Below are 26786 nucleotides of genomic sequence, written 5' to 3' on the forward strand. Positions count from 1 at the left end.
CCGGTGGGGGTTGCGGTGAAATGGTCGCATTTCGGCGTGGTTATCGTGCAGCCATGAGCCTCGTCACCTACGAACTCGACGATCACATCGCCACGATCACGCTCAACCGCCCCAAGGCGCGCAATGCGATCAACGGTGCGCTCCGTCGCGATCTGAACGCGGCCTGGGACCGGTTCCGCGATGACGAGGACGCGTGGGTGGGGATTCTGACCGCCAACGGAGACGTGTTCTGCGCGGGAGGCGACCTCAAGGACGGCGAGGGTTCAGTGGGCACCTTTGGTGGCACGTTCTGGGAGAAGCCGACCATCAACTCGTTCGAAAGCGGGATGGAACTGTTCAAGCCGACGATCGCAGCTGTCCACGGTCCGTGTGTCGGTTACGGCTTGACCGGAGTTCTGTTCTGCGACTTCGTGATCGCCTCCACCGCCGCCTCCTTCTCCTTCCCCGAGGTGTCGCTCGGCGTACCCACCATCGTCGGGGCGATCCGGCTACCCGAGCGGGTGCGGTGGGCCGACGCCATGGAGTTGCTGCTAACCGGCGCGCCGATGACGGCTCAGCGCGCCAAGGAGATCGGGTTGGTGTGGCGCCTGGTGGAACCCGACGAGCTGCAGGCGCAGGCGCGTTCATGGGCGCAGACGCTCACGCGGGCGGCTCCCCTGGCGCAACGCGCCACCAAAGAGGTGGCGTGGCGCACCGCGAACATGGGCTGGATCGAGTCCGTTCGCTTCGGCGAGACGATGCGCAAGGTGGCTGCCGCCACCGAAGACGTCGCCGAGGGGATCAAGGCGTGGCAGGACAAGCGGGCGCCGCAGTGGCGCGGCCGTTGATGGTCGCTATCTGACGGCACACGGGAGCTGCGATGGAACGGTCGGAATACGAACGCATCCGCGGCGCTCGTCTCCATGCGGTTCAGGCTGCTCTCGACGATCATGTGGGCCGCCTCGACTGGCCGGCCGAGCGGATTCGGCGGCACCGCGACCGTGAGCTGCGCTCGATGCTCGCCTATGCCCAGGAGCGCTCGCCGTTCTACACGGAAGCGCGTTCGCGCGGGCGGCCGACATCAGCGGCCGTCACGACGACGATTTCACCTATGGACCACACACAGTGCCCGCCAGCGCTTTTCGGCATGCCCTCCCACCGATCCCCGCATCATCGAGTACCAGGTGGTACAGACCGAACGTGGTGCCGACATGCTGGTCGTCACAAAGAACGATGTGCAATCACTGGTTCCGGACCTGATGTCGGTCCGGATCAGCGCGGTCGAGACGCTCGGCCGCAATCAGGCCAGCGGCAAGCTCAAGCGCTTCGTCCCGCTGCCGCCTCGCTGAACCGCCATGACTAGTGTTTCGGGCGTGGTCGATGACTTGTGGACCGCCGCGACCCGGCACCCGTTTCTCGATGCGGTGCGCGAGGGCACCATCGCCGACGCGGCCTTCAACCAGTGGCTGAGCCAGGACGTGCTGTTCGTCGCCGACCTGCTCACCTTCCAGGCGCGGCTGCTCGCGCGAGCGCCGCGCCCGGCTCAGGGTGTGCTCGCAGGGGGATGCGTCGCCTTGGTCGACGAGTTGGACTGGTTCGAGGTGCAGGTCGCCCGACGGGGCATCGACCTGGATCAGCAGCCGCTCCCAGCCACGATCGCGTACCGGGAGCTGCTGCAGCGGCTCGACGGCATGCCCACCGATGCGGCGCTCACGGCGCTCTGGGTCATCGAGCGGGTGTACCTGCTCGCGTGGTCGTCGGCCGTGTCGGACACGTCGCCGTTCCGCGAGTTCGTCGATCACTGGACCACCCCGGAGTTCGCCGCATACGTCGACGCACTCGGCGAACTGGCGACCCCCGACGTCCACACCGAACTGGTCGCCGAGGTGCTCGAACACGAGGTGGCGTTCTGGGAGATGGCGCTGGCATGACTCTTTCCCACCGACTGTGGTCCGACAACCGCGACTTGGCCGACGACGCCCTGGCGCATCCGTTCATCCAACAACTCGGCAACGGCTCGCTGGACCGCGAGATCTTCGCCGGTTATGTCGCGCAGGATGCGTTCTTCCTCGAATCCTTTGCCCGCGCATACGCTCTGGCGCTGGCCCGCAGCAACGACACCCCGACGCTGATCGCACTGGCGGGCTTGATCGCCGGGGTCGCCGACGAGTTGAACCTGCACAATTCGTATGCCGCGCGCTGGGGCATCGACATGGCGGGCGTCGAACCCTCGCCGGCAACGCTGGCGTACACCGACTTCCTACTGGCCACCGCCGCCACGTCTGACCTCGGCGTGATTCTGGCGGCGATGACTCCGTGCATGCGCTTGTACGCGTGGCTCGGGACCTCATTGGACGCCGATAAGGCCGGACAGTACGCAGAATGGGTGCAGACCTACGCCGACCCGGACTTCGGCGACCTGGCATCCCAGCTCGAAGGCCTACTCGATCAACACGCCGACGACCGCGCCGCCGTCGCGATGGCCTACCGGCGCGCGATGCGCCTGGAGGTGCAGTTCTTCGAGTCCGCGATATCAGGCTGACGGCCGCAGCGAGTAGGCGTCTGCGCAGTCGCCAGGGGTGACGCCGCAACCGAGTCTCGCGGGTCGGTCGAACCGCTGTGTCGGGCCACTACCTGCGCACGTTAAGGTCCACTCGTCGGCCTCAGTGAACAGGCCGGTAGAAAAGTTGAGAACTTTCATGACTGCACCAGCAGATTCCTCGTTACTCGAAGAACGGGTCGGCCACTACTACCAGATGGACGGCACCTACCTGGTGGGCCGCGAGAAGCTGCGCGAGTATGCGCGTGCCGTGCAGGACTACAACCCTGTGCACTGGGATGTCGCCGCCGCCGCTGAACTGGGCTACTCGGACGTCATCGCGCCGCTGACGTTCACCTCGACACCGGGTATGAGCTGCAACCGCCGGATGTTCGAGCAGATCGTCGTCGGTTACGACACCTACCTGCAGACAGAAGAGGTATTCGAGCAGCACCGCCCGATCGTGGCGGGCGATGAATTGACCGTCGCCGTCGAGCTGACGTCGGTGCGCAGGACCGCAGGCCGAGATTTCATCACCGTCACCAACACCTTCACCGACACCGCCGGCGAGGTGGTGCACACCCTGCACACCACCGTCGTCGGCGTGACCTCCGAAGACATCAGTGCGGAGGTCAAGGTTGCCGTCCAGAACGCGATGATGCACGACATCAACATTTTTGACGTCGGCGCCGATGGCAACTATGTGAAGGAAGTTCGCCCCGCTGGTGAGCTTCGCATCTCCGACGGTGGAATGGCCCGCACGCCGGGGACGCCGTCCTTCGACGACGTGCAGATCGGCTACGAGCTACCGGTGCATCACACCCGGCTGTCCCGCGGTGACCTGGTGAACTATGCGGGCGTGGCCGGTGACGCCAACCCGATCCACTGGGACGAGACCATCGCCAAGGTGGCCGGGCTACCCGATGTGATCGCCCACGGAATGCTCACCATGGGTTTGGGGGCCGGGTACGCGTCGACGTGGCTGGGCGACCCCGGTGCGGTCACCCGCTACACCGTGCGGCTGTCCCAGCCCGCGATCGTGCCGGCCAAAGAGGGCGCCGACATCGAGTTCAGCGGTCGCGTGAAGTCGCTCGACCCGGAGACCCGCACCGGTGTCGTGGTCGTCGCCGCGAAGTCCGCCGGTAAGAAGATCTTCGGCATGGCAACGCTGAACGTCCGCTTCAGCTGATTAGACGAGTACCTGCTCGGGTTCCCGCTGGATCGGCTTCGGCCACGGGCTGGGGACCGGCCGCGGCCGCACCCACTTCGGCCACCAGAACCACCGGCCCAGCAGGGTGGCCACCGACGGGGTCATCAGCGAGCGCACCACCAAGGTGTCGAACAGCAGACCGAGGCCGATGGTGGTACCGACCTGACCGATGGTGATCAGCTTGCTCACGCCCATCGACATCATCGTGAACGCGAACACCAGACCCGCGGCGGTGACGACGGAGCCGGTGCCGACCATCGCGCGGATGGTTCCGGTCTTCAGGCCGGCGTGGATCTCCTCCTTCATCCGGGAGACCAGCAGCAGGTTGTAGTCCGCGCCGACGGCCAGCAGCACGATGACCGCCATCGGCATCACCATCCAGTGCAGCGGGATGCCGATGATGTGCTGCCACAACAACACTGACAGGCCGAACGAGGCAGCCAGGCTCAGCACGACGGTGCCGACGATCACGGCTGCGGCCGCCACCGCCCTGGTGAGGATGGTCATGATCAGGAAAATCAGAATCAGCGCCGCCACCGCCGCGATCAGCAGGTCGTAGTTCGCACCGGTTTGCAGGTCGTTGTAGGTGGCCGCGCTGCCGCCCAGATAGATCGTCGAACCCTCGAGCGGAGTGCCCTTGATGGCGTCGGCGGCCGCGACCTTCAGCGGTTCGATGCGCGAGATGCCTTCCGGGGTAAGCGGATCGCCCTGGTGGATGATAGTGAACCGCACCGCGTGACCATCAGGGGAGATGAAAAGCTTGATGCCGCTGAGGAAGTCGGCGTTGGTGAACGCCTCCGGGGGGAGATAGAACGAATCGTCGTTGAGGGACGCGTCGAAGGCATCCCCCATCGCCGTCGAATCCTCCTGCTGGGCCATGTTCAGATCCTGCTGGGCCTTCTGGATCTGGTACTGGTTCAGGATGATCTGCTTCTGGTTCTTCATCGTCTGAATCTGCGCAGGCATCACGGCAACCATCTGCGGCATCAGCTCGGCCATGCGCTGCATGTCGGGGACCATGTCTTTGAAGTCGTCGGACATGACATTGATGCCGTCGAGGCTTTCGAAGACCGACCGCATGGACCAGCAGACCGGAATGTTGGAGCAGTGCGGCTCCCAGTAGAAGTAGTTGCGTATCGGCCGGAAGAAATCGTCGAAGTCCGCCAGGTGGTCTCGCACCTCACCCATGTGGTCGGAGGTGTTGGCCATCTTGTCGGCCATCCGTTGTGACACCTCGGCCAGATCGCCTTGGATGCTCATCATCTCGGTCATCGCGTCGATGCTGACCTGGAGGTCGTCGGCCTGTTTGAGCAGGTTGTCCAGATTCCGCTGCATGTAGTCGTTGTTCATGATCTGGCCGGTGCCGCTCTGGGCGAGCGTGTACGGGATCGTGGAATGCTCGATCGGTTTGCCGTCCGGGCGCGTGATCGTCTGGACCTGGGCGATACCGTGCACGCGGACAAGGGCTTTGGCGATCTTGTCGATGACGAGGAAGTCCGCCGGGTTACGCAGATCGTGGTCGGTCTCGATCAGCATCAGATCCGGGTTCATCTTGGCCTGCGTGAAATGCCGGTCCGCAGCGGCGTATCCGATATTGGCCGGGACATCGTCGGGCAGGTAATCCCGGTCGTTGTAGGCGGTGTGGTACCCCGGCAGAGCGAGCAGCCCGATCAGCGCCACCGTGATGGCGAACACGAGGATCGCGCCCGGCCAGCGCACCGTGGCGGTGCCGACCTTGTGCCACAGCCGGGACTGTCCCATCCGCTTGGGTTCCAGCACCTTCCCGAAGCGGCTGCACACCGTGATGATCGCGGGGCCGAGGGTCAGCGCCGCGGCGACCACCATCGTCATACCGATCGACAGCGGCAGGCCCAACGTCTGGAAGTACGGAAGGCGGGTGAAGTACAGGCACAGGCTGGCGCCGGCGATCGTCATGCCGGAGGCCAGCACCACATGCGCCGTTCCGCGGAACATCGTGTAGTACGCGGTTTCCCGGTCCTCGCCGTTTCGGCGCGCTTCGTGATATCGGCCAATCAGGAAGATGGCGTAGTCGGTGGCCGCGGCGATCGCCATCGTCACCACCATGTTGATCGCGAACGTGGTGAGCCCGAAGACGTCGTGATACCCCAGCACCGCGATGATGCCGCGGGCCGAGAACAACCCCAGTGCCACCATCGTCATCACGATCGCCGTGGTCACCACGGATCGATAGACGATCAGCAGCATGATCACGATGACGGCGAAGGTGAAGAGCTCGATGGTCTTCATGCTCTTGTCGCCGACGACGGTCAGATCGGCACTGAGTGCCGACGGACCGGTCACGAACACCTGGAGTCCCTCGGGAGCGTCTGCGCCCGAGGCGATCTCGCGCACTGTCTTCACCGATTCGTTGGCCAGCGCTTCGCCCTGGTCGCCGGAGATGTAGACCTGGACGTACGCGGCCTTGCCGTCCACGCTCTGCGCACCGGCTTCGGTCAGCGAGTCGCCCCAGAAGTCCTGGACGTGCTGCACATGTTTGGTGTCGGCGCGCAGCCGCCCCACCATGTCGTCGTAGAAGCGGTGCGCCTCGGCGCCGAGGGGCTCGTCGCCCTCGAGGACGATCATCACCGAGCTCGAGGTGTCGTACTCCTGGAACACCTTGCCGACGCGTTTGGTCGCGATCATCGACGGCGAGTCCGACGGGCTCATCGACACCGCGCGCATCTTGCCGACGTCGTCGAGCGGTGGAACCACGGTGTTCATCAGGGCGATGATCGCGATCCAGGCCACGATGATCGGCACGGCCAACTTCCGGATCAGGCGCGGCAGCCGCGGCTGAGCGCGGTGCCGGGCGACCGGAAGGGCGTCGGTGTTGACGTCGGTTGGGTCGTCGACGGTGGCGCTCATGCCGACTTCACCAAGCAGTAGGTTTCGGCATTCACGCCGGTTGCGGTCCTCTCATCCTTGACCTCGCCGTCGACGGTGACCCGGCAGGTGATGCTGTTCCCGTCGCCCTGCGCCAGCAGGCTGACCGACGCGGCCGCCGCGGTTGTCTCCAGCGAGATCGACCAGGGCAGCGCGACGTCCGGCGCGCGCTGCGGCTTGCCGTTGAGATCCATGTAGTTGATGACGGCGGAGTTGCCCGACCCGAACACCTCGTAGACGACCACCTTCGGGCTGGTGTCCTCGGCGGTGCCCGCCCCGATCGGCGTGACAACCACCGGGTGCGCACCGAAGACCGAGCGAAGCTGGCTGACCGCGAGGGCACCCGCCGCGACTGCAACCACGATCAGGATCGGCAGCCACGCCCTCCGAAGCACCCGGGTCATCGCCTCTGCCCGCAAATATCGGTTGCCAGCTGCAGCGATGGAGCAGGGCGGCAGTCGTTGACAACGGTCATCGCGTGGCCTTTCGGCGTTGAGATCGGCAAGCGGAAGTGGTGGCCGAGCACGGTCTAGAGAGATAACCTAACGAAGTAAGCGGATAGGATCAATCCGAGTGGATGACTTCAATCCACTTCTGTTGTTGTCTTGATTACACTCGGCGCGATGGACACCTCGACCGAAGCGGACCGCCCGCTGCGAAAGGATGCCGAGCGCAACCGGCAACGCATCCTCGCGGCCGCGCGTGATCTGTTCGCGACGAGGGGCCTGGAACCGCATCTCAACGACATCGCCCACCATGCCGGCGTCGGCGTCGGCACCATCTACCGCAGGTTCTCGACCAAGGATGAGTTGCTCGAGGCGCTCTTCGAAGACGCCATGCACCAGCTCGCCGACCTTGCGGAAGAAGCTCTGCGCCAGCCGGATTCATGGCAGGCCTTCGCCTGGTACATGGAGCGGATGTGTGAGATGACGGCCACCGATCGCGGGCTGCGCGAGATCGCGTTCAGCAAGGCCTACGGCGGCGAGCGGGTTCGGGCCGCGCAAGAACGACTGAAGCCCCTCCAGGGTCAGCTCGTCGAGCGCGCCCAGGCCGACGGCCACCTCCGTGCCGATCTGTCATCCACCGACATGCCGATCTGCGGCCTGCTGTCCGGCACTGTCAGCGAGTTCGCCGGCCACGTCGGCAGCAGCCTGTGGCGACGTTACGTCGGCCTCCTGCTCGACGGCATGCGCCAACGCAATGACCAGGATCCGCTCCCGGTGGCCGCCCTGGACTCCGATGAGCTCGAGATCGCCATGAACACCTGGGAACCGGCGGGCCCATGCAGCCGGGCCAGGCCGTCAGCGGATAACCAGGTGGATTAAGTCGCCGCAGCGGGTACGGCTTAGCCATGGAGACTCGTCCGGGGGCTGACTCGAGATGACCGGCGGTCGTCCCAAGGTGCTCGTCATCGGCGGGGGCTTCGGCGGGTTGTTTTGCGCCCGCCGACTCGGCCGGGTGGACGTGGACGTGACGCTGCTCGACCGCACCGCCTGCCACGTGTTTCAGCCGCTGCTGTACCAATGCGCGACGGGGACGTTGAGCATCGGCCAGATCAGCCGGTCGCTACGTGAAGAACTCGAGCGCCACCGCAATGTCCAGACGCTGCTCGGTGAGGCCATCCGGCTCGACCCCGATACCCGACGCGTCACGGCCCGTCGCCCCGACGAATCGAAGTTCGACCTCGACTACGACTACCTCGTCATCGCGGCCGGGATGCGACAGTCATATTTCGGCAACGAGGAATTCGCCGCCTGGGCACCCGGGATGAAGACGCTCGACGATGCGCTCAGCATTCGGCGGCGCGTGTTCGCGGCCTTCGAGATCGCCGAGTCGTTGCCCGCCGGTCCGGAGCGTGATCAGTGGCTCACCTTCGCCGTCGCGGGCGCTGGGCCTACAGGCGTCGAATTAGCGGGGCAGATAAGGGAACTCGCGACCCGATCGCTGGCCAACGAGTTTCACAGTATCGAACCCGAAGAAGCCCGGGTGCTGCTGTTCGACGGTGGCGACCGTGTGCTCAAGAGCTTCCCCCCGGCACTCACCGACCGGGCGACGCGCGTACTCGAGGAGTTGGGTGTCGAGTTGCACCTCGGTGTGCACGTCTCCGACGTCCGGCGCGACGGCGTAACGGTGAGCCCGAAAGACGGTGGCCCCAGCAAGGATTACGCCACGCGCACAGTGCTCTGGACAGCGGGAGTCGAGGCGGTGCCCTTCGCGCGACATGCCGCGGAAGCGTTGGGCGCCGACACCGACCGGTCGGGGCGTATTTCCGTGAATGTCGATCTGTCGGTGGTCGGGCACCCCGAGGTGTTCGTCATCGGCGACCTGGCAGGCCGCGACGGCCTACCGGGCGTGGCCGAGAATGCCATGCAGGGCGGACTCCACGTCGCGGCGTGCATCCGGCGGGATCTCGATGCACGCGGGCGCAAGACCTTTCGCTATCGCGACCTCGGCTCGGCGGCGTACATCAGCCGAGGCCACGCCGTGGTGCAGGTCGGGCCGATAAAGATGAGCGGCGTCCTCGGCTGGCTCGGCTGGGGGTTCATCCACATCGCGTTCCTCACCGGCGTACGCAACCGGTTCAGCACGGTCGGAACGTGGTTGGCGACGATCGCACGGGCCAACCGGAGCGACCGCTCCTTCATCCTCGGCGGATCGGGCCATCCCGAGGAGCCCTACACCTGGGAATCGCCGGTGCATCAGGGGAATCGCTCCGCTGACCAGTGACCGTTCCGGTTACGACGCACCGGGTCGGGGTACGGGAGCAGACATGACCACACCCGATGAGAACGCCGCGTCCGAACCCGTCAAGGACGAGGACGTCCTGGCGCCCGCCACACCTGGCGCTGAGGCGCTTCCCTTACCCGAGGACGAAGTCGAGAAGCCCTCGGCTACGTGATTCTGTGACGTAGCGTGGCCGCCTTCATGGTGAGGTGGTTGCGTTCGGCTACGGTGTGTGCCTGCGCGGCGGCCTGCGTGTAAAGATCTGCGGCCGTGTCGAATTCGCCTGCCTTCTCACGTAGGTAGCCGAGCGCGGCGGTGTAACGCGGCAGCGTCGGGTCGAGCTCGGCGAGCGCCGCCAGCCCGGCCTGCGGCCCGTCGGCCTCTCCGGCGGCGACGGCACGGTTGAGCCGTACCACCGGGCTGTCGGTGAGCGCGACGAGCTCGTCGTACCACTCGACGATCTGCACCCAGTCGGTCTCGCCGGCGCTCTGCGCATCGGCATGCAGGGCCGCGATCGCGGCCTGCGCCTGGTACTCGCCGAGCCGGTCGCGAGCGAGCGCGGCCTGCAGCACCGCGACGCCTTCGGCAATCAGGTCTCGGCGCCACAACGTCCGGTCCTGCTCGGCCAGCGGCACGAGGCTGCCGTCGGCGCGCGTGCGGGCCGGCCGCCGCGCATGGTGCAGCAGGAACAGCGCGAGCAGGCCCGCGACCTCTTCGTCGTCGGTCATCCCGGCCAGCTGGCGGGCCAGCCGGAGCGCTTCTTCGGCGAGATCGACGTCGCCGCTGTACCCCTCGTTGAAGATCAGGTACAGCACCTTCAACACCGTGCGCAGGTCGCCGGGACGATTGAGCCGGACCTCACTGACGGTCCGCTTGGCCCGGCTGATCCGTTGTGCCATCGTCGCTTCGGGCACGAGGTAGGCCTGCGCGATCTGTCGAGTGGTCAGACCCCCGACGGCGCGCAGCGTCAGCGCTATGGCCGACGACGGCGTGAGGCTCGGATGTGCGCACAGGAAGTAGAGCTCGAGGGTGTCGTCGGTGGATTCGACCGGCCCGGGCGGCGGCTCGTTGAGCACCTTCTCTTCACGAAGGTGGCGCGAAATATCGGAACGAGTGAGGTCGAGGAAGCGCCGCCACGCTGTGGTGATCAGCCAGCCCTTGGGGTCGTCGGGTGGTTCAGCGGACCCCGTCATCCATGCCTCCCAGGCCCGGATCAGCGCCTCCTGCACCGCATCCTCGGCGGTCGTGAAGTCGGCCCCACGGCGAACGAGCGCGGCCAAGACACCGGGAATCAGGTCCCGGAGTTGCGCTTCGTCGACCGCGTCGGCGGACATCACTCGGCAGGAGGAAGGTGGTCGCCGCTCATGAACGGTCGCACTTCGAGCCACTCGTGGATCGGCTTGCCACCGGCACCTGGCGCCGCGGACAACTCCCCCGCCAGCTCGACGGCACGTTCGTAGGAGTCGACGTCGACGATCATGTAGCCCGCGATCAAGTCCTTGGTCTCCGCGAACGGCCCGTCGGTCACGGGTGGCTTGCCCTCACCGTCATAGCGCACCCACGCGCCCTCGGGCATCAATGCCTGGCTGTCGACGTACTCGCCGCTGTCCCTGAGCCGATCGGCGAAGTCCTGCATGTACTGGATGTGGGCCCTGACCTCGTCGGGCGTCCACTGGTCCATCGGCACATCGTTGACCGATGCCGGCGCGCCCCGGTAGTGCTTGAGAAACAGGTACTTGGGCATGACTTCCTCCTTATCAGTGTGGCGACCGTTGTTGATCGCTCACCCCTGGGACGGAGCCGTCACGGTGTTCTCGACAACCGACAACTGCTTGAAAATTTGCGGTTGATAAACCGCCGGTCAGGTTGGACGAGCCACTCCCGCGAGCTTCTGAATGAAGCGAATCTCGTTGTCGTCGTGGGCCCGTCCGTCGGGATGGATGAGATCGCTGAACCATGTCTCGGGGAGGGAGGTGTACGGCTTCTGCCACGAGTCCCACGGATAGTAGGTCTGGGTCCGCCCGGCGACGAAGCCCCAGTTGTACGCACCGACGTTGCGCCGCTTGGCGACCGGAAGAATCCCCTCCACGGTGCTGCCAAGGTGTCGGGCCAGGTACTCGGTGCAGATGATGGGCCGTCCGAGCGGGGTGAGCTCGTCGATGCGGGCCTCGAACTCGCCGGGATCGCCGTAGCTGTGGAAGCTGATCACGTCCGAAAGCTCAAGCTGCAGGCTGGCGATCGAACTGCGGCCGGCCGGGTCCCGCCAGTGGCCCTGCCACACACCGCTGGTCAACGGTTGAACGGGATTGACGGCCCGCACCCATTGGAAGACGTGCGGTAGGAACGCCTCGACGAGCTCCACCTTGCCCGGGTATTCGACCTTGCGGTAATCGCGCGCCGGATTGTCCGGCTCGTTCCAGACGTCCCAACCGAGGACGCGAGGATCGTTGCGGAACATTCCCACGACCCCGGTGACATAGCTCTGTAGCACGCGGGTGTAGGCCGGGTCCTTCAACCGGTGCGCGCCCGGGCTCTGCACCCAGCCGGAGTTGTGCACCCCCTTGATCGGCGCGCGTTGTTGGCCCGCCTTCGGAAGCGGATCCCAGCACGAGTCGAACAGCACGAAGAGCGGCTTGATGTGATGGCGCGCGGCGATGGCCACGAACTCGGAGAGCCGACTGCTGAACCCCGCCCGGTCGGTGGCCCACAGCTGATCATGCAAGAACACCCGCATGGTGTTCATACCGATGCGCCTGGCCACGCTGAGCTCTCCGTCGATACGTCGCGGGTCGTACGTGCCCGCCTGGAACATCTCGAGCTGGTTGATGGCGTTGGAGGTGACGTAGTTCGCGCCGAGCAGCCAGCCCTGAGCCTCGTACCAGGCGTGGGCGCGCTCAGCCGACCATCGACCCTCCGCGGCGGATGCGACGGGGATCTTGCTCAGTGCCGCGGCCGCTGCCAGGTACAACGGCAGTTTCAGGGCGGTTCTGCGGTGCACCTTGTGACAATAGGGTCGGCGGTCGGCTCCACAGCCGGCCATGTCACATGTTGCAACACAACAGGTTTCAAATCGTTATCGGGCTGCCGTGCAGTGTCGGCGTGGCTACCGTATGTTACTCAGCGGCCACCGCGGTACCGCAGATTCCACAGACCTCGAACTGCCGACGTTTCCATCGCGCGACCGGAACGAAGAAGAGAGTGAACTGCCTGAACTCACGGATCCGCATCCATTGTGTGGTGTTGTGGCAGCGCGGACACGTCCGCACCGCCCCCGCCCCGAGCGGCTTCTGCTTGGTCCCGAAACCGAAGATGAAGAACAACACCCCATCAGATTACGCAGTGTCAGATTTTCGACGGGTGCCGCGAAGGGCACGCACGAACGACGCGATGGCCGTGCCGATCTCGTCGGGGCTGTCTTCCTGGAGGAAATGCGATCCGGGCACGGTGACTTCGGTCTGATTCTCCCAGCCGCGCACGATGTCGAGTACACGTCCCTCGCGCTGAATGACCCCGGGGTCGGCGCGAATGAACAGCTTGGGCACGTGACCGCTCGACACCCACGGTAGAAATTCCTCCAGCACATCGACGACGTCGGGCGGCTCACCCGCTAGTGGAACGTCGCGCGGCCACGACAACGTCGGCCGTCGATCCTCGCCAGGGTTGCGGAACGGCGCGACGTAATACTCCATCTCCTCGTCGCTGAGTTCACGTTGGACGATAGACGGCAAGACACCCTCGACGAACACGTTGTCGCGCAGCACCATCGCCTCTCCCTCCGACGAGCGAAACGCGCGAAACAACTGGGCGACCTCGTCGGGAAAGTCGTTCCACTCCATCGGCACGGCAACGGTCTCCATGTGCGCGATGCCGGCAACCCGGTGGCGATGTTGGTTCGCCCAGTCGAAGCCCAAGGCGCCGCCCCAATCGTGCAGGACGAGTGTCACGTTGTCGCCGAGGTCGAGTGCATCCCACAACGCGAACAGGTAGTGGCGGTTCTGGTGATAGTGGTAGCTGGCCGGCCCTGGGTTGTCGAGCTTGTCTGAGGCACCCATCCCGATCAGATCGCAGGCCACCAACCGTCCGAGGCCCTCGAGATGCGGCATGACGTTGCGCCACAGGTACGACGACGACGGGTTTCCGTGCTGAAACAAGATTGTGTCGCCCTCGCCCTCGTCAATGAAGGCCATCCGTTTTCCGTGTACTTCCTTGAACTGAAGATGGCCGTACGGCTTCGCTCCCGGCATACGAACTCCTTCATCGGACTGGGGTGGTGGGTCGGCTGCCTTGAAACTAGCGACGACCAGGTACGCACGACACAGACGCGGTGGCCAAGCACCGACGGGATGTTGCCGCGAGCGCGCACGATGTCCTAAATTCGGCGTTGGTTGGCTATATAGGAACTGGCGCAGGAGCTTCGGGCGGGGCACCGTGGTGGCATGACGGATCAACTAATCATCGACACGGTCCAATGGGGCTTACCGGACTCGAAGATCTGCTCGGCGGCGATGGAACTGGCACGAGACGTCTCGCCGGTCTTCCTGCACAACCATTGCGTCCGCGGCTATTTGTTCGCTCGGGAGTTGGCGGCCACCGACGGATTGCGCGGCGGCGTCGACTACGACGAAGAAGTCGTGTTTCTCGCGTCGATTCTCCATGACCTCGGACTCACCGAATATGCCAGTGGCGACCAGCGATTCGAAGTCGAAGGGGCAGATGCCGCAGCCCGGTTCCTTCATGAGCAAGGGCTCAGCGGCGATCGAGTGACGACGGTGTGGCAGTCGATTGCGCTGCACACCAGCGTTGGCTTGGGGCACCGCTTCGGAACCGAACACGCGGTCTGCCACAGCGGGATCGACTTGGATGTCGTAGGCGCGCAGAAAGACCGGTTGCCATCAGGTTTCGCTGATCGAGTGCATGCTTCCTGGCCGAGACACAACCTCGGCTTCGCGATCACCGAAGCGATCGCTCGCGGCACTCAGGCCAATCCGTCGAAGGCTCCCCTGTTTTCATTCCCCGCTCATGTTCACCAGTTGGTCAATGACGCGCCCGTACCCAGTTTCGCCGACGTGGTGACAAACGCGGGCTGGGGTGATGCGTTCCCCCAAACCCGTGCCGCAGCGGTTTGACGCGAACGACGAATGAGCCGCTCAGGTGCGTACCGTGTGCGCGGTTGCACACGGTCCCGCCCGGAATAACTAGCGGGCCGGCACCTGAAATTTGTTGCCATGCAGCGCGAGCCAGTCGTGAAACGACTGCAGCGCGGGATTCAGCTCGCGTACCTTGGCCAGCTCGCGGGCACCGACGAAGCGCGCAGAGTTCTCCGCGTAGTACTGAAACATGTTGCCCATCTCGACCGCACCCGGGAATCCCAACGCGCGGAAGGTGTCCCACTCCAAGGGTTCATAGGTCACCGTCTCACCCAGCGCACCGCTCATCGCCGCCGCGTACTGCTCACCGGTCAGGTGATCGCCTGCGATGCTCGCGGTCGCGCCGATGAATTGCTCACCGCGCGCGAAGAGTTCCAGTGCGGTCCTACCGATGTCCTCGACGGCGATACCTGACATCGGCTGGTCGGCTATCGGCACCGTGAGAATGAGATTGCCATCGCCATTGCGCACCGGCGCGAGCGCGCCGGTGAAACCCTCGAAGAACAGGGTGGTGCGTAAAAACGTTGTCGGCACGGCGTATTCACGGAACACAACATCCGCCTCGGCCTTGGCGTCGAAATGGGGCACCTTGAACCGCTCGTCGACGGTGGGTATGCGGTCATCGGCGCCGAAGTGGTCGCGCGTGTCCTCCAACGTCGACCAGACGACGTGCTCGACGCCTGCCTGCTTGGCTGCGAGCGCAGCGGTATCGGCTTGGTCGAGTTCCCGGGCGGCCCGGGTCCGCCGGGCCTCGTCCTGCGCCGACAGCTCGGCCCAGTAGTTGGTGACGACGAACGCGCCGTGCACCCCCTCGAAGGCACTACGGACGCTGGGGCCGTCGTCGAGATCGGCCTCGACCACTTCTGCACCCGCATCGGCGAGCCTGCGCGCGGCGGTCGAGCGCGCATTGCGGGTGAGCGCACGCACGCTGAACCGCTCCTCGGCGTCCTCGAGAATCGCCTTGACGAGGCCACCTCCCTGCGAGCCCGTCGCCCCGGTCACCGCGATCAATTTCCTGGTCACCATCGCAATTCTCCCTTCAGGTTGATATGTCAACCCAATCCACGGTAGCGCCTCTGGTTGATATGTCAACTTGAGTGGCTAGACTTCGGATTCATGGCTGGTAAGCAGGGGCTCGACGACGGCGAACAGGCCGCCTGGCGCAGCTTCGTCGAGATGCATCATCTCCTCGAACGCCATCTGGCCCGACGCCTGCAGCGCGAGTTCGGTCTGTCGGGCGCCGACTATGAGGTCCTGGTGAATCTCTCCGAATCTCCCCAGGGCCGAATGCGTGCCTATGAGCTCGGTCGCGCCACGATGTGGGAGAAGAGCCGGCTGTCCCATCACCTCAGCCGGATGGAGAAACGCGGGCTTGTCCGGCGCGAGGTCGATCCGGGTGGTGATGCGCGCTTCCCGTCCGTCGTGCTGACCCCGGAAGGCCGCGCGGCCATCGAGGCGGCCGCCCCAGCCAACGCCGCCCGGGTCCGCGAGCTCTTCGTCGACGTGCTCGGGAAGAAGCGACTTGCACTGTTTCGTGAGGCTTCCGACGACATCCTCGCCGCCGTCGAGGCCCAGCTTCGGGGTGAGCGCCCGGAATAACCCGCCGCCCGGTCCTCGTTGCCGCAGGAATGACCGGAGCCGGAACACAACGGATGCGGCGCTGGGAAATGGACGGCATCGGGCGGGATCGGTTGGCGCTGCGAGAAGTTGCGGTACCCCAACCCGGCGACGGCGAGGTCGTGGTCGAGGTGGCCGCGGTATCGCTGAACTACCGCGACAAAATGGTCGTCGAGACCGGACGCGGGTTGCCGCTGCAGTTCCCGTTCACCCCTGGATCAGATCTCTCCGGGACGGTGGTCGCAGTGGGCGATGGCGTCACCCGATTCGCGGTCGGCGACCACGTCATCTCGACATTCACCCCTGACTGGCGCGACGGCCGGCGCGGCGGCGATGCGCGCACTCCCTCGTACCGCACACTCGGCGGCTTCTATCCCGGCGTGCTGGCCGAGTTCGTGTGCTTCTCCGAGGAGTGGTTCGTGCGGGCGCCGGCGACGTTGTCGGCGGCAGAGGCCAGCACGCTGCCCTGCGCCGGTCTCACCGCGTGGTTCGCGCTCGTCGAACGGGGCCGCGTGCGCGCCGGTGACATTGTGCTGGTCGAAGGCACCGGTGGCGTCTCGCTGTTCGGTATCCAGATCGCCAAGGCGCACGGTGCGCAGGTGATCGTGTCCGGCAGTGCGGCGAAGCTCGGCCGGGCCCTGGCTCTGGGAGCAGATCACGGCGTGGACCGCACCCGGCCGGACTGGGTCGAGGCGATCTACACGCTCACCGTCGACCACGGCGCAGACCATGTTCTGGAGATCGTCGGGGGAGCCCACCTCGGCGCAGCTGCAGAGGTGACCGCCGTCGGCGGCACCATCCATCAGATCGGGGCGCTGGAAGGTTTCGAGATCAGTGCGCCGGTGATGCCATTGATGTTGAAGGACATCATCATTCAGGGAATTGGAACCGGGCACCGACGCGCGCTCGAACAGCTCGTCGACGCGGTAGACCGTACAGGGCTGAAGCCCGTCATCGACCGGCGCTTCCCGATGACCGACCTCCCGGATGCCCTCGACCAGCTCGACCGAGGGCCGTTCGGCAAGGTGGTCGTCGAAATGGACAGGTGAGAACTCCCTGAATGCAGGCGCATATACGGCGGCTACGGCTATTCGACCGATACGACGTCGAGTGCTACTTCGCGATCCAGTGCGCTACGTAATCGCCCACCTGGTCACACAAGGCGCAATCCGACGTCTCGTCACTAGCATCTGACCTATGGCCCCAGGCAGCCGCAGCAGAAAGAGTCCGGCCGAATCGGATTCGAAATCCGTGCGCACACGGGCACGGATTCTCGATGCCGCAGCACGTGTTTTGAGCATCAAGGGCTACGCGGGAACCAGATTGACCGACGTCGCAGACTACGCCGGGCTGCAGGCACCCGCCATCTACTACTACTTTCCCTCGCGTGAGGACCTGATCGAAGAGGTCATGTTCGCGGGCATCGGCGATATGCGTCGCCATCTCCTGGAGACGCTCGACAATCTGCCCGACGGGACCGAGCCGATCGAGAAGATCATGGCCGCGGTAGAGGCACATCTGCGCCACGAACTCGAGCTGTCCGACTACGCCACGGCCTCCATCCGCAACTCCGGCCAGACTCCGGAGCATCTGCGCACCAGGCAGCAGAAGGAAGCCAACGCCTACAACGCATTGTGGCTGAAGTTGTTCACCGACGCCGCCGACGAGGGACAGCTGAGGTCGGACCTCGACCCCCGCATCGCACTGGCACTGGTTCTCGGCGCGCTCAACTGGTCGGCGGAGTGGTGGAATCCTCGACGCGCCTCGGTCGACAAGGTGGTGGCCAACGCTCAGAGCATCGTCCGCGCCGGCCTGAGTCCGGTCGCCGCTCCGGCTCGCCGCAAGCGGCAATGATTCGAGACGCTAGCTCATCGGTCCCCCCAATTTTGATTCTGTATTCAAAGCCGGGGCGAATGAGGGTCTTGTGGCCGCAATTGTTCGCCTCCCCGCGGGCGGCGCGGTAGGTGAAAGGTCAGATGATCTCGGTCAGCGGCGGCTACAGCATGCCCTAAGGGGCCGACACAGCACCCCAGGATTCTGGGATGGACTGGACGCTCGTGAGCGTCGGAGGCTGGGGCGGGTCGAAATCGCTGGCTATCCCGTAGGGAGTTTCATGACAACCCGCACCGTGTCGTCGGTGTCACTGCGGATCAAACGAATTCTGATCGTCATCGTCGCGCTGGCGTCAGTCTCGAATCCAGGCGTGGTCGTCACCGCGAATGCCCAGGCACCGTCGGGCAGCGCGGCGCAGGCCTTTCCGAGCAGCATGCGCTTCTCGTCGAGATCCCAGTCGTGAAGGATGTGACCCATGACGAGCACGTCGGCGCTCGGGAGCGGGCCTTCGAGAAAGTCGCCTGGAGTGAAGTGCAGGCGGTCGGCCAGCCCCGCCCGGGCGACGTAAGCGTCGAAGATCGGCCCAATCGGAGGCAGGTCAAACCCACCGCCGGTCAGATGGGGATGCGCCTGCGCGATCGTCACCGGGACGGCACCCTCGGCGCAACCGATGTCGATCACGCTGCCGTAGTCGCGCCAGGGAAACTTCGCCGCGATCGCCCGGCCGGCGTGGGCGCTGAGCCCGCTCATCGCGCCTGCGAATTGAGCCAGCCGGTCCGGGTCGGCATACACCGACCCGAAGAAGTCGCCTCCGGTCTTCGCTTCGCTCTGCGGTCTGCCGGTCCGCAGCGCGTCGGTCAGTGATCCCCAAAACGGGTAAAGGCGGGCGTTCGCCATCTCCAGCAAACCGCCCATGTATGACGGCTTCGCGGGGTCGAGGAAGAGATCTGTTTCGGGAGTGTTCGAGTAGCGTCCGTCATTGCGCTCGAGCATCCCGAGCGCGACGAGAGCATCGAGGAAATCCGTTGCGCCACGTGGATGCAGCCCCAGCGTCTCGCGTAGCTGCCCGGCGTCAAGCGGGCCGTCGCTGAGTACCGCGAACAACCCCAACTCGACCGCGCTGAGCAGCGCCTTCGAACCCCAGAACGCGACCCCGAGCTGCATGATCGCGTCAGGCGTCACCGGTTCGGGCGCCGGCGTACGGACATCGTTGTGCATGGGCGGTTGCCTCCACCCCGCACCGTCCATCAGGTCGGCGCTCACATCCATCCCAGATTTCTGGGGATTCCGCCCCACCGGACTGAACTCTCGCCCGCCGCGGATCGTTGTGGAAACGTGGCCGCAGTGAGGAGGGCCCGCGCCCGCAACGACATCGTCCGGCTCGTAAACCGGGCGGCCGACGTGAATCACCTGGCCCGGGACATGACGCGGATTCTCGAGCGAGCCGTCCCGTTCGACGCCGTCGGCCTGGTGACCGTCGATCCGGCGACCCTTCTCCCCACTAGCGTAGTCGTCGACGCACGTCGGGGCGTCAGTGACGACGTCGTTCTCGAGACGTGGCCACGGTTCATCGAGATCGAGCTACGCGAACCGGACTTCAACAAGTTCCGGGCCCTCGCGCGGCAGGATCGTCGCGCAGCCAGTCTGAGCGAGGCAACTAGAGGCCATCTTCAAAAGAGCGTGCGCTATCGCGAGCTCTGCCGATCGATAGGTTTCGGCGACGAGCTACGCGTGATTTGCGCGGACTCAACAGGGACCTGGGGCGCCCTCACTTTGGCGCGCGAAGCCGGACGACCCTTTTTCGAAGAGTCGGAGATCAGCTTCCTCGGATCGCTCGCTCCGCTCCTGGCCGAGGGTCTGCGCCGCGCCGCAGTCTTGGGTGACGTCTCGAGGGACGTAGAGGGTGTGACCGGGGTCGTTGTCCTGGCCCCGGACAACACGATCGATACCACCACAGCAGGGGCCATGCGCCTGCTCGCCGACCTCACCCCCGGCGAGTCACCGGGCGCGGAGCTTCCGGTTGCCGTGCTCTCTGTCGCCGCACGGGCACGGCGCATCGCCAGCGATTACCGGAGCGGCGCCGAAAGCAACGGGCCGGATTACGACACGTTTGCGCGTGCGCGAGTCCGTACGGCACAAGGGAATTGGCTCACCGTGCGGGGATCGATGCTCGGCGACGGCCCGGACTCTCCGGTCGCGGTCCTGATCGACGACACGCAACCGCCGGAGCTCGCATCCCTGATCGCCGACGCCTACGGGCTTACCGACCGCGAACGACGCGTCACCGAACTGGTGGCAAAAGGCTGGGCCACCAACGATATCGGAAACCGACTTCATCTTTCCGCCTACACCGTGCAAGACCACCTGAAGTCGATCTTCGACAAGACCGGTGCCAGCTCACGAGGCGAACTTGTCGCCCGCTTATTCTTCGACCACTACGCGCCGCGTCTGTAGGTCAAAGCTTCATCCCGAAGTGGACGGACTGCGGAGACCAACCGTCATCATCAGTAACGCCACCAGACCCGCCGCGGCCGCGACGTAGAACCAGCCGAGAGGCGCCTGCGACGCCTCGGGCAGCCAAGCCATCAGAGCCGCCCCGAACGTGATCCACACGTAGCAGAACGCGCTGACCATTCCCGACACGAGTCCGAGGTTCTGGGTGAACACACCCATCGCCAGCCCCTTGCTCAGCGGGTCGAGTACTCCGATGGCCAGCGCTGCGATCGCCGCGCCGCCGGTGATCGCCAGCGCGGAAAGGCCGACGAACTCTGCGGAAACCAACATGATCGCCCCGCCCAGCGCGAGAACGACGGACCCTCCGACCACCAGTCGAGCCGTGGTGGTCCGCTGCGCCAACGCCCCGCATGCCGCCGCGCCGAGGAAGTTCGCCGTGCCTACCCCTAGGGCGATGAAACCGTAAGTGCCAGAGGAGAATCCGAGACCGACCTGGTAGAGAAACGGCCCGACGACAGCGAACATGGTCTGTGCCGCGGCGACTACACCGAACATCGTCGCAAAGGTCACGAAGGACCTGCTACGCAACGCTTGTCTTACGACGCCTGCGGCGGCGCGCAAGTTGATAGGCGATCGGTGGTCGTGTTGCAACGTTTCGGGCAACGCCACGGCGACGAGGATCCCGATTGCTGCGAGCAACGCCGCGAGCACGACGAACACCGCCCGCCACGATGCAAATTGAGTGATGAACCCGCCGGCCGCGGGCGCGAGTATGGGAGCTACGCCCCACGCCGCTCCGAGCACGCCCAGGACCGACACCAGCTTCGCGCCGCGGAAGCAGTCCGCCGCCATGGCGGCCGCCAACAACATGCACGTTCCGGCGCCGAGGCCCTGTACGAACCGCAGCCCGATCATCATCGACAAGCTGTCCGTCAGCGCACAGCCGATGCTCGTCAACGTCATCACTGTGAGTCCGGTCAACAGCACGCGCTTGCGCCCGATGGCGTCGGCGATCATTCCGGCGGGTAACACGACGAACGCCATTCCCAGCATGTAGGCGGTGACGGTGTTCTGCACCACGACGTTCGACGCCGCGAAGTGCTCACCGATTTCGGGCAGCGCGGGGGTGTAGAGATCAAAGGCAACCTGGTCGAGCGGTGCGACCAGTATCAGGACGCCGATGATCCGCCGCGCCGCGAAAGCACTCAGCTCACCTTGGGCCTGGCTCATCTGTTCGCGCCGCACACTTGGTCGGCTAAAAGAGATGCCGCTGTCATGACAAAGTCCGTTCTCCGCGGTCACCGGGTGGTGCTCACTGCAAAATACGGAGTTCGCCTCAGCGACGTGGTGTTTTCCGGTCGACTTTTTCGCCCGGGGGATCACCGGTCAGCGGCGGGGTGTGGTGGTGATGTGCACGTGGTCGTAGTGGCCGTAACCCGATCCAGCCGGACCGCTCGGCGTGTAGTACGTGCCACGCCAGATCACATCCTGTAGCCCGAACCGGCCCGCATTGGCCAGCGCGAACTCCATGATCTGGTTCCCGAGCGCGATGCCCTCGGGACTTTCGGCGTTGGGAATCATGATGTCGATCGCCAGGCCGTTCGGATGCCACGGCTTCGAGTCAGGCCGGACACCGCCGATCTCGGCGATCTGGGGGAACCGTTGGCTGACCGCGCGGGCGGCGAGGACGGTGTTGGGCTGAAGCCCGGCCTCTGGCGCGACGCCGACAGGCAACGCCTCCGGGACCCCTGGGATATCCATGAGAGCAGCCACGGGGGGAGGGGCGACCTCGGGTGGCGGTGGGGCGGGCATCGCGTTGAGCATGGGATCTGCCGGGGGAGGCATCGCCGGCGGCGGTGGCGGCGGGACTGCGGCAGCGTTGTCGACCACGGCCTGCTGAGCGGGCGTCAACGCCGCGTACTGCGCCTCGGCGGCGGTGATCTGGCGCAGCAGTTCTTTCCACTTCGCCTGCAGGTCTGCGCGCACCGCGGCGGACTTCTCGGCAGCGGCGCGGGCGTCTGCGGCCGACGTCTCCGACGTCTTGGCGGCGACCGCGGCGCGCTCTCGCGCTGCGTGAAAGGCCTTCATCTGCTCGGCTGCCTCAGCGGTGATCACGCGCTGGAGTGCCAGCTGGTCGATCAGCTGTTGCGGGGAGCTTGCGGTCAGCACCGCCGCGAACTGGCCGGTGCGGCCGCTCATATACGTCATCACCGCCACCTTGTCGGCTGCGGCTTGACGGGAGGCGAGCTGAGTATTGGCGGCGTCGAGGGCTGCCAGGTCGGCGCGATGGCGATCTTCGGCGGCTTTCTGAGCAGCTAGTTTGTCTTCGGCATCGCGCTGGGCGGCGGTGACGGCTTCTCGAGTCTCGATCGCCTGGCGGGACAACTCATCGAGCTTGGCCAGCGCATCAGCCGCCGGGTCAGCCCTGACGTCGCCCGCTATCGACATCGCCAGTACGAGAATCCCCGCCGCAAATCCCCCCGCCGCTCGGCGAAGAGACTGGCGCGCCCGACCCATTCGGCTTGTCACGATCCTTCGTTGCAGGGACCAAACCGTGGTCCGGCTACGGATGTCCCGCACAGGTTATGAACTGGCGCCGACGATGTCTAATTGGCCGTCAATATTCTCGTCGTCACCGAGAGCCGACCTGGGATTTGTCCCAAGATTCGTATCAGGCGGGCTGCCTCGCGCCATCCCTCTTATTGATGACGCCGGCGTCGACTCGAGCCTTGAAGGCGGCGGCGCCGGCCTCGGCCGCGGCAACGTCAGCTAAGTCCAGTCAGCTCGCAGCCGACACGAGCACGCGCCCCGGCGTCGCGCCGGTGGACTTCATGCCGCTCTCGAAGGTGACCTCACCGTTCACCATGACGAGGTCGATTCCGAACGCCCTCACCACACGTCGGAACTCCCCTCCCGGCAGATCCTGAAGGACTTCGTACTGATCGGGGTAGCCGAGTTCATTCGGGTCGTAGATCATGAGGTCTGCGGCGAACCCGGGCAGCAGTGCACCCCGATCGGGCAGGTTCAGAATGCGCGCCGGCAGCATGCTGAACTTGTGATGCAGTTCCTCGAGCGTGAAGCGCTTCTCCTGGAGCGCCAGCCACTGCAGAAGGTCGGTCGAGAAGTGGCCGCCGCAGAAGAAGCGGATGTGCGCACCGCCGTCTGACGTACCGGCGATGACACGCGGATGCTTGTACATCTTCTCGAACAGCGCAGGGTCCTGACTCATCGCCTGCACAGTCCGGAATTCCATTTCGCAGCGGGACTCGACCGCGATGTCGAAGAACGCATCTATTACGTGGACTCCGGCCTCCTCGGCGATCTCGGAGAACGTCTTGCCGATTCGCGGGTCATTCATATCTGGCATCGAAATCAGCTTGAGCAGCTCCAGCGGACCGCCCGCAGAAGTCATGAGGTCGACCGAATACTTCGCTTTCAGAGCCGCGCGCCAGGCAGGATCAGCCGCCTTTTGCACGCGAGCCTCGATGTCTTCTTCGAGTTCGGTGAATTCAGCGAACTCGGGTACGACGTCCCAGGTGTTCCAGTCCAGCAGTCGACTCTCGTTCCACGCACGGAACGCCAAAGCCTGCGAATAGACGTCGAGCCCTTGCTCTTCGCAGTGATCGAGCCAGTTCAGGACCCGGTCGATCTCGCCGGGAATGTGGTCGAACGGCACGATGATGTTCTGGATGACCGGCCGTCCGGAGATGCGTGCGAGCTGCTCGGCGATGTGGTTGTTGTCGATGGCCATGGGCAGGTCGACCAAGGCCTGGATGATGCCGTAGTCCATGTCGCGCAGTACCTCGGCCAGCGCATAGGCCGTCGACTCATCCGCGGCGTCGGTAGGCATCGGCTTCCCGTGGTCCTTATGGGAATTGAACTCATTCAGTTTGGAGAAGGCGAATCCAATTGCGCCGGCCTCCAAGGCTTCCCGCAGCAATCGCTTCATCTCCGCGAGTTCCGCTTCGGTGGGTAGGCGATCGCGAGCGTCTTCCGGCGAGCCCATGACGAAGATCATCAGCGAGTTCAGCGGGATGTAACTCATGACGTTCACACCCTTGCCCAACCCATTGACGACCTCGAGCCACTCCGGAAACGATTCCCAGGTGAACGGTAAGGCCTCGCGCAACGCGGCGGTCGGGATCTGTTCGGTGGTCTCCATCATGCCCATGTACCGCTCCTGCACCGCGTGGTCCTGCCTGCAGGGGGCAAACCCGAAGCCGCAGTTCGAGACAACCGCAGTCGTCATCCCGTGGTACCCCGACGGGGTGCAGTAGGGATCCCAGAAGATTGCCCCGTCGTAGTGGGTGTGGACGTCGATCACGCCGGGAGCGACGATGCGACCGGTCGCATCGACGATGCGGGTGGCGGTGGCACCGCCGAGACCGCCCACCTTGGCGACCTTGCCGTCCCGAATTCCGATGTCGGCAACCTTGCGTGGGGTGCGTGTGCCGTTAATCAGCGTGCCGCCCTTGATGATCACGTCGTATTCGTTGCCATTACCGGTCACTGTCACTCCTTGGTTGTTCCTACTTGGGCTAGGCGTCCGTGGCGGTGATCGCCATGCTCGGACATGAGGACTCCATCTGGCTGGCTACGTCGTCGGCCAGCAGGGTACCGGTAGCCGCCGCAATCCCGTCATCATCGAAATCAACGGCGGCGGGCGCGATCCCAGCGCATTCTCGTGATCCCTGGCAGAGGTCTCCGTCGATGACGATGCGCTTCACACCGCAGCTCCCCTGCGACGGCGGATGATTCGGCCGGGGAGGCCGCCTTTGAGCCCGACGCTGAGATGAAACGCGTGGCGAGGCGTCCACCCGGGCCGGGGCTGGATGTGGAAGCGCTGAGCGATCTTCGTCAGCACGAACTGCGCCTCGAGATAGGCCAATCCGACGCCGATGCAGTGACGAGGCCCGCCACCGAACTGCACCCATTGGAATCGGTGCTGACTGTCCTTGCGCTCGTCGAGCCAACGCATCGGGTCGTACCGCTCGGGGTGGTCCCAGAACGCGGGGTGCCGGTTGATGGTGTATGCGCTGACGCCTACCTGACTGCCTGCCGGTATGCGGTAGCCGGCGACTTCGTCTTCCTCCAGGGCCTGCCGGGTCAGCAGCAGTGAACCCTGGATGCGCTGCCCTTCATCGAAAGCGGCCCGGGCATACTGCATTTGGGTGAGCTCGTTGAACGAGGCGAAGTCCCCGGTATAGGCGTCGGCCTCGGCGCGCAAGGCCTCCATCGCATCCGGATTCTGGGCGAGCAGTGCCACCGTCCACGCAAGTGCAGAAGCTGTCGTATCGAATCCGCCGAACCACAGGCCCATCAACTGATCGACGAGGTTTTCGTGCTCGAGGGGATCACCGTCGTCGGCGCCGATGTTGAGGAGGGCGTTGAGGACATCGGGGGCGTCGGTGGGGTTGGCCCGTCGATCAGCGACCGCCTCCTCGATGCGGGAACGGATCGCTCTCACGGCTTGCTTACCTGTGCGCGCATGCGGAACAGGAACCCACGATGGCGCCCAGAAGGTGAGCATCAGACCACCCATGTAATCGGTCTGCACCCGGAACTTGTCGATCAATGCGGGTATTCCGTCGTCGGACACCGATGAAGAGAACATCGACCGCTGAACGGCCATCATCGTCAGGATCGAAAGCTCGCGGTAGACGTCGACCTCGTCGCCGTTGTCGGCGATCGTCTCCCAGCGTGACAAGGCGTCCTCCACCGAATCGCGAAGAATCTGGGCGATTCCGTTGAGGTTTCGGCGCGAGAAGGCCGGGTTGAGTGCCTTGCGGTTGCGCCGCCACGGCTCGCCGTCGGCCACCGGGATGCTCTCGCCAAGCGCCGGTACCAACGCCCGCGACATGGCACCTTTGTGATAGCGGCTGTAGTCGAGCAACCAGCTGCCGACGAACTCGGGATTGTTGACGACAGTCGTCCCGCCCACCCCGAGCGGCAACGTGTACACGTCGCCGTACCGCGCAACGCAGTCGGTGAGCAGTTGAAATGGATCTCGCGAACGAGCGGCCATCAGCGCGAGCCGGGCAACCCCTGGACCTGGGGCTCGCCGACCCGTAGTCCGCGGTGTGTGGCTTGCGGTCGACGCCCTCTCCCGCTCGCCACGTTCTGCGATGGCCAATGGTTCATCCCGCCTGATGTGGTGGACTGCGAAACGCACCGGACGCGATCGATAGTATTACGCGAACTGCACTAGCTCAATAGTCTGCCTGCCAGTTTTCGTATTACAGCTCGTGTCCTGCTGCGCTGATATAGATCGAGTTGGTCCTTCTCAAATGCCTCCGGAGGTGTCAGGAAGGGATCTGTAACTGATTCCTGTTTGGGGTCCGTGTGTTGTGGCACGTGGACCTCTCCTGACACGCTCCGG

General features: G+C 65.0%; 27 protein-coding genes. 13 read left to right on the plus strand and 14 right to left on the minus strand.

The window, feature by feature from the left end; genetic code table 11:
* Positions 1 to 53: 53 nt before the first annotated feature.
* The 5 genes from H7J93_RS19510 to H7J93_RS19530 all read left to right on the plus strand — a co-directional run bounded on the left by H7J93_RS19510 (position 54) and on the right by H7J93_RS19530 (position 3707).
* The gene (locus H7J93_RS19510; RefSeq protein WP_267307956.1) at positions 54 to 827 is read left to right on the plus strand and encodes an enoyl-CoA hydratase/isomerase family protein; all 774 of its coding nucleotides are present in this window, start codon (positions 54 to 56) and stop codon (positions 825 to 827) included.
* 363 nt (positions 828 to 1190) lie between these two features.
* Positions 1191 to 1328, plus strand: a complete 138-nt coding sequence (locus H7J93_RS19515) for a hypothetical protein (protein WP_267307957.1) — start codon at positions 1191 to 1193, stop codon at positions 1326 to 1328.
* 24 nt (positions 1329 to 1352) lie between these two features.
* Positions 1353 to 1910: a TenA family protein gene (locus H7J93_RS19520; RefSeq protein WP_267307958.1), complete on the plus strand. Its 558-nt coding sequence runs from the start codon at positions 1353 to 1355 to the stop codon at positions 1908 to 1910.
* Positions 1907 to 2521, plus strand: coding sequence for a TenA family protein (locus tag H7J93_RS19525; RefSeq protein ID WP_267307959.1), 615 nt, complete (start codon positions 1907 to 1909; stop codon positions 2519 to 2521). The genes H7J93_RS19520 and H7J93_RS19525 overlap by 4 nt, the downstream gene beginning before the upstream one ends.
* A gap of 157 nt (positions 2522 to 2678) precedes the next feature.
* Positions 2679 to 3707, plus strand: a complete 1029-nt coding sequence (locus H7J93_RS19530; RefSeq protein WP_267307960.1) for a fused (3R)-hydroxyacyl-ACP dehydratase subunits HadA/HadB — start codon at positions 2679 to 2681, stop codon at positions 3705 to 3707.
* Here the strand turns inward: H7J93_RS19530 and H7J93_RS19535 are convergent, their stop codons facing one another.
* The gene (locus tag H7J93_RS19535; protein ID WP_267307961.1) at positions 3708 to 6614 is read right to left on the minus strand and encodes an MMPL/RND family transporter; all 2907 of its coding nucleotides are present in this window, start codon (positions 6612 to 6614) and stop codon (positions 3708 to 3710) included. It abuts the gene before it with no gap.
* Positions 6611 to 7036, minus strand: coding sequence for an MmpS family transport accessory protein (locus H7J93_RS19540; protein ID WP_267307962.1), 426 nt, complete (start codon positions 7034 to 7036; stop codon positions 6611 to 6613). Before H7J93_RS19540 ends, H7J93_RS19535 begins: the two co-directional genes overlap by 4 nt.
* A 219-nt stretch (positions 7037 to 7255) precedes the next feature.
* Between H7J93_RS19540 and H7J93_RS19545 the strand changes: the two genes are divergently transcribed.
* Genes H7J93_RS19545 through H7J93_RS19555 form a run of 3 tightly spaced genes read left to right on the plus strand, consistent with a single transcriptional unit; the run spans position 7256 to position 9531 of the window.
* Positions 7256 to 7957: a TetR/AcrR family transcriptional regulator gene (locus tag H7J93_RS19545; protein WP_267307963.1), complete on the plus strand. Its 702-nt coding sequence runs from the start codon at positions 7256 to 7258 to the stop codon at positions 7955 to 7957.
* 55 nt (positions 7958 to 8012) lie between these two features.
* Complete coding sequence (locus H7J93_RS19550; RefSeq protein WP_267307964.1) at positions 8013 to 9359, plus strand: NAD(P)/FAD-dependent oxidoreductase; 1347 nt, start codon at positions 8013 to 8015, stop codon at positions 9357 to 9359.
* A gap of 43 nt (positions 9360 to 9402) precedes the next feature.
* Entirely contained in the window at positions 9403 to 9531 is a 129-nt protein-coding gene (locus tag H7J93_RS19555) for a hypothetical protein (RefSeq protein ID WP_267307965.1), read from the plus strand.
* Here the strand turns inward: H7J93_RS19555 and H7J93_RS19560 are convergent.
* The 5 genes from H7J93_RS19560 to H7J93_RS19580 form a co-directional block, all read right to left on the minus strand.
* Entirely contained in the window at positions 9524 to 10690 is a 1167-nt protein-coding gene (locus H7J93_RS19560; RefSeq protein ID WP_267307966.1) for an RNA polymerase sigma factor, read from the minus strand. The genes H7J93_RS19555 and H7J93_RS19560 overlap by 8 nt on opposite strands.
* A complete protein-coding gene (locus H7J93_RS19565; RefSeq protein WP_267307967.1) occupies positions 10690 to 11100 on the minus strand; it encodes a YciI family protein in 411 nt (136 codons plus the stop codon). Before H7J93_RS19565 ends, H7J93_RS19560 begins: the two co-directional genes overlap by 1 nt.
* A gap of 117 nt (positions 11101 to 11217) precedes the next feature.
* Entirely contained in the window at positions 11218 to 12354 is a 1137-nt protein-coding gene (locus H7J93_RS19570) for a glycoside hydrolase 5 family protein (protein ID WP_267307968.1), read from the minus strand.
* A gap of 115 nt (positions 12355 to 12469) precedes the next feature.
* On the minus strand, positions 12470 to 12679 hold the full coding sequence (locus tag H7J93_RS19575; RefSeq protein WP_372507953.1) for a zinc-ribbon domain-containing protein: 210 nt from the start codon (positions 12677 to 12679) through the stop codon (positions 12470 to 12472).
* Positions 12680 to 12688: 9 nt separating this feature from the next.
* Positions 12689 to 13600 (minus strand): haloalkane dehalogenase, encoded by a 912-nt coding sequence (locus H7J93_RS19580; RefSeq protein ID WP_267307969.1) that lies wholly within the window; start codon positions 13598 to 13600, stop codon positions 12689 to 12691.
* A 192-nt stretch (positions 13601 to 13792) separates the two neighbouring features.
* On the opposite strand from H7J93_RS19580, the gene H7J93_RS19585 reads away from it, so the two are divergent.
* Complete coding sequence (locus H7J93_RS19585; RefSeq protein ID WP_267307970.1) at positions 13793 to 14482, plus strand: HD domain-containing protein; 690 nt, start codon at positions 13793 to 13795, stop codon at positions 14480 to 14482.
* Positions 14483 to 14551: 69 nt separating this feature from the next.
* On the opposite strand, the gene H7J93_RS19590 is transcribed toward H7J93_RS19585, so the two are convergent.
* Positions 14552 to 15529 carry an NmrA/HSCARG family protein gene (locus H7J93_RS19590; protein WP_267307971.1) on the minus strand — a complete coding sequence of 326 codons (978 nt, stop codon included), beginning with the start codon at positions 15527 to 15529 and terminating at the stop codon, positions 14552 to 14554.
* 90 nt (positions 15530 to 15619) lie between these two features.
* On the opposite strand from H7J93_RS19590, the gene H7J93_RS19595 reads away from it, so the two are divergent.
* From H7J93_RS19595 to H7J93_RS19605, 3 genes are all read left to right on the plus strand, one after another.
* A complete protein-coding gene (locus tag H7J93_RS19595) occupies positions 15620 to 16102 on the plus strand; it encodes a MarR family winged helix-turn-helix transcriptional regulator (protein WP_267307972.1) in 483 nt (160 codons plus the stop codon).
* Positions 16103 to 16131: 29 nt separating this feature from the next.
* The gene (locus tag H7J93_RS19600) at positions 16132 to 17169 is read left to right on the plus strand and encodes a zinc-dependent alcohol dehydrogenase family protein (protein WP_267307973.1); all 1038 of its coding nucleotides are present in this window, start codon (positions 16132 to 16134) and stop codon (positions 17167 to 17169) included.
* A 148-nt stretch (positions 17170 to 17317) separates the two neighbouring features.
* On the plus strand, positions 17318 to 17974 hold the full coding sequence (locus tag H7J93_RS19605; RefSeq protein WP_267307974.1) for a TetR/AcrR family transcriptional regulator: 657 nt from the start codon (positions 17318 to 17320) through the stop codon (positions 17972 to 17974).
* 240 nt (positions 17975 to 18214) lie between these two features.
* Here the strand turns inward: H7J93_RS19605 and H7J93_RS19610 are convergent, their stop codons facing one another.
* The gene (locus tag H7J93_RS19610; protein ID WP_267307975.1) at positions 18215 to 19222 is read right to left on the minus strand and encodes a methyltransferase; all 1008 of its coding nucleotides are present in this window, start codon (positions 19220 to 19222) and stop codon (positions 18215 to 18217) included.
* 75 nt (positions 19223 to 19297) lie between these two features.
* Here H7J93_RS19610 and H7J93_RS29290 point away from each other — a divergent pair, with 75 nt between their 5' ends.
* A complete protein-coding gene (locus H7J93_RS29290) occupies positions 19298 to 20407 on the plus strand; it encodes a helix-turn-helix transcriptional regulator (protein WP_267307976.1) in 1110 nt (369 codons plus the stop codon).
* A 9-nt stretch (positions 20408 to 20416) separates the two neighbouring features.
* Here the strand turns inward: H7J93_RS29290 and H7J93_RS19620 are convergent, their stop codons facing one another.
* The 5 genes from H7J93_RS19620 to H7J93_RS19640 form a co-directional block, all read right to left on the minus strand.
* The gene (locus H7J93_RS19620; RefSeq protein WP_267307977.1) at positions 20417 to 21637 is read right to left on the minus strand and encodes an MFS transporter; all 1221 of its coding nucleotides are present in this window, start codon (positions 21635 to 21637) and stop codon (positions 20417 to 20419) included.
* Between the two features lie 156 nt (positions 21638 to 21793).
* The gene (locus tag H7J93_RS19625) at positions 21794 to 22924 is read right to left on the minus strand and encodes a coiled-coil domain-containing protein (RefSeq protein WP_267307986.1); all 1131 of its coding nucleotides are present in this window, start codon (positions 22922 to 22924) and stop codon (positions 21794 to 21796) included.
* Between the two features lie 262 nt (positions 22925 to 23186).
* Positions 23187 to 24917: an N-acyl-D-amino-acid deacylase family protein gene (locus H7J93_RS19630; RefSeq protein ID WP_267307978.1), complete on the minus strand. Its 1731-nt coding sequence runs from the start codon at positions 24915 to 24917 to the stop codon at positions 23187 to 23189.
* Between the two features lie 28 nt (positions 24918 to 24945).
* Positions 24946 to 25134 (minus strand): ferredoxin, encoded by a 189-nt coding sequence (locus H7J93_RS19635; RefSeq protein ID WP_267307979.1) that lies wholly within the window; start codon positions 25132 to 25134, stop codon positions 24946 to 24948.
* Positions 25131 to 26432, minus strand: a complete 1302-nt coding sequence (locus tag H7J93_RS19640) for a cytochrome P450 (protein WP_267307980.1) — start codon at positions 26430 to 26432, stop codon at positions 25131 to 25133. The genes H7J93_RS19635 and H7J93_RS19640 overlap by 4 nt, the downstream gene beginning before the upstream one ends.
* Between the last annotated feature and the right edge of the window lie 354 nt (positions 26433 to 26786).

It is taken from the genome of Mycobacterium barrassiae (assembly GCF_025822765.1).
In the GTDB taxonomy this organism is placed as follows: Bacteria; Actinomycetota; Actinomycetes; order Mycobacteriales; family Mycobacteriaceae; genus Mycobacterium; species Mycobacterium barrassiae.

Bases quoted from the DNA above. Each gene is read 5' to 3' on its own strand.
- H7J93_RS19605 (WP_267307974.1), top strand. From the start codon at position 17,318: ATGGCCCCAGGCAGCCGCAGCAGAAAGAGTCCGGCCGAATCGGATTCG.
- H7J93_RS19585 (WP_267307970.1), top strand. From the start codon at position 13,793: ATGACGGATCAACTAATCATCGACACGGTCCAATGGGGCTTACCGGAC.
- H7J93_RS19590 (WP_267307971.1), bottom strand. From the start codon at position 15,529: ATGGTGACCAGGAAATTGATCGCGGTGACCGGGGCGACGGGCTCGCAG.
- H7J93_RS19565 (WP_267307967.1), bottom strand. From the start codon at position 11,100: ATGCCCAAGTACCTGTTTCTCAAGCACTACCGGGGCGCGCCGGCATCG.
- H7J93_RS19555 (WP_267307965.1), top strand. From the start codon at position 9,403: ATGACCACACCCGATGAGAACGCCGCGTCCGAACCCGTCAAGGACGAG.
- H7J93_RS19510 (WP_267307956.1), top strand. From the start codon at position 54: ATGAGCCTCGTCACCTACGAACTCGACGATCACATCGCCACGATCACG.
- H7J93_RS19525 (WP_267307959.1), top strand. From the start codon at position 1,907: ATGACTCTTTCCCACCGACTGTGGTCCGACAACCGCGACTTGGCCGAC.
- H7J93_RS19625 (WP_267307986.1), bottom strand. From the start codon at position 22,924: ATGGGTCGGGCGCGCCAGTCTCTTCGCCGAGCGGCGGGGGGATTTGCG.
- H7J93_RS19545 (WP_267307963.1), top strand. From the start codon at position 7,256: ATGGACACCTCGACCGAAGCGGACCGCCCGCTGCGAAAGGATGCCGAG.
- H7J93_RS19600 (WP_267307973.1), top strand. From the start codon at position 16,132: ATGACCGGAGCCGGAACACAACGGATGCGGCGCTGGGAAATGGACGGC.
- H7J93_RS19550 (WP_267307964.1), top strand. From the start codon at position 8,013: ATGACCGGCGGTCGTCCCAAGGTGCTCGTCATCGGCGGGGGCTTCGGC.
- H7J93_RS19595 (WP_267307972.1), top strand. From the start codon at position 15,620: ATGGCTGGTAAGCAGGGGCTCGACGACGGCGAACAGGCCGCCTGGCGC.
- H7J93_RS19640 (WP_267307980.1), bottom strand. From the start codon at position 26,432: ATGGCCGCTCGTTCGCGAGATCCATTTCAACTGCTCACCGACTGCGTT.
- H7J93_RS19560 (WP_267307966.1), bottom strand. From the start codon at position 10,690: ATGTCCGCCGACGCGGTCGACGAAGCGCAACTCCGGGACCTGATTCCC.
- H7J93_RS19620 (WP_267307977.1), bottom strand. From the start codon at position 21,637: ATGAGCCAGGCCCAAGGTGAGCTGAGTGCTTTCGCGGCGCGGCGGATC.
- H7J93_RS19530 (WP_267307960.1), top strand. From the start codon at position 2,679: ATGACTGCACCAGCAGATTCCTCGTTACTCGAAGAACGGGTCGGCCAC.
- H7J93_RS19580 (WP_267307969.1), bottom strand. From the start codon at position 13,600: ATGCCGGGAGCGAAGCCGTACGGCCATCTTCAGTTCAAGGAAGTACAC.
- H7J93_RS19540 (WP_267307962.1), bottom strand. From the start codon at position 7,036: ATGACCCGGGTGCTTCGGAGGGCGTGGCTGCCGATCCTGATCGTGGTT.
- H7J93_RS19610 (WP_267307975.1), bottom strand. From the start codon at position 19,222: ATGGATGTGAGCGCCGACCTGATGGACGGTGCGGGGTGGAGGCAACCG.
- H7J93_RS19515 (WP_267307957.1), top strand. From the start codon at position 1,191: ATGCTGGTCGTCACAAAGAACGATGTGCAATCACTGGTTCCGGACCTG.
- H7J93_RS19535 (WP_267307961.1), bottom strand. From the start codon at position 6,614: ATGAGCGCCACCGTCGACGACCCAACCGACGTCAACACCGACGCCCTT.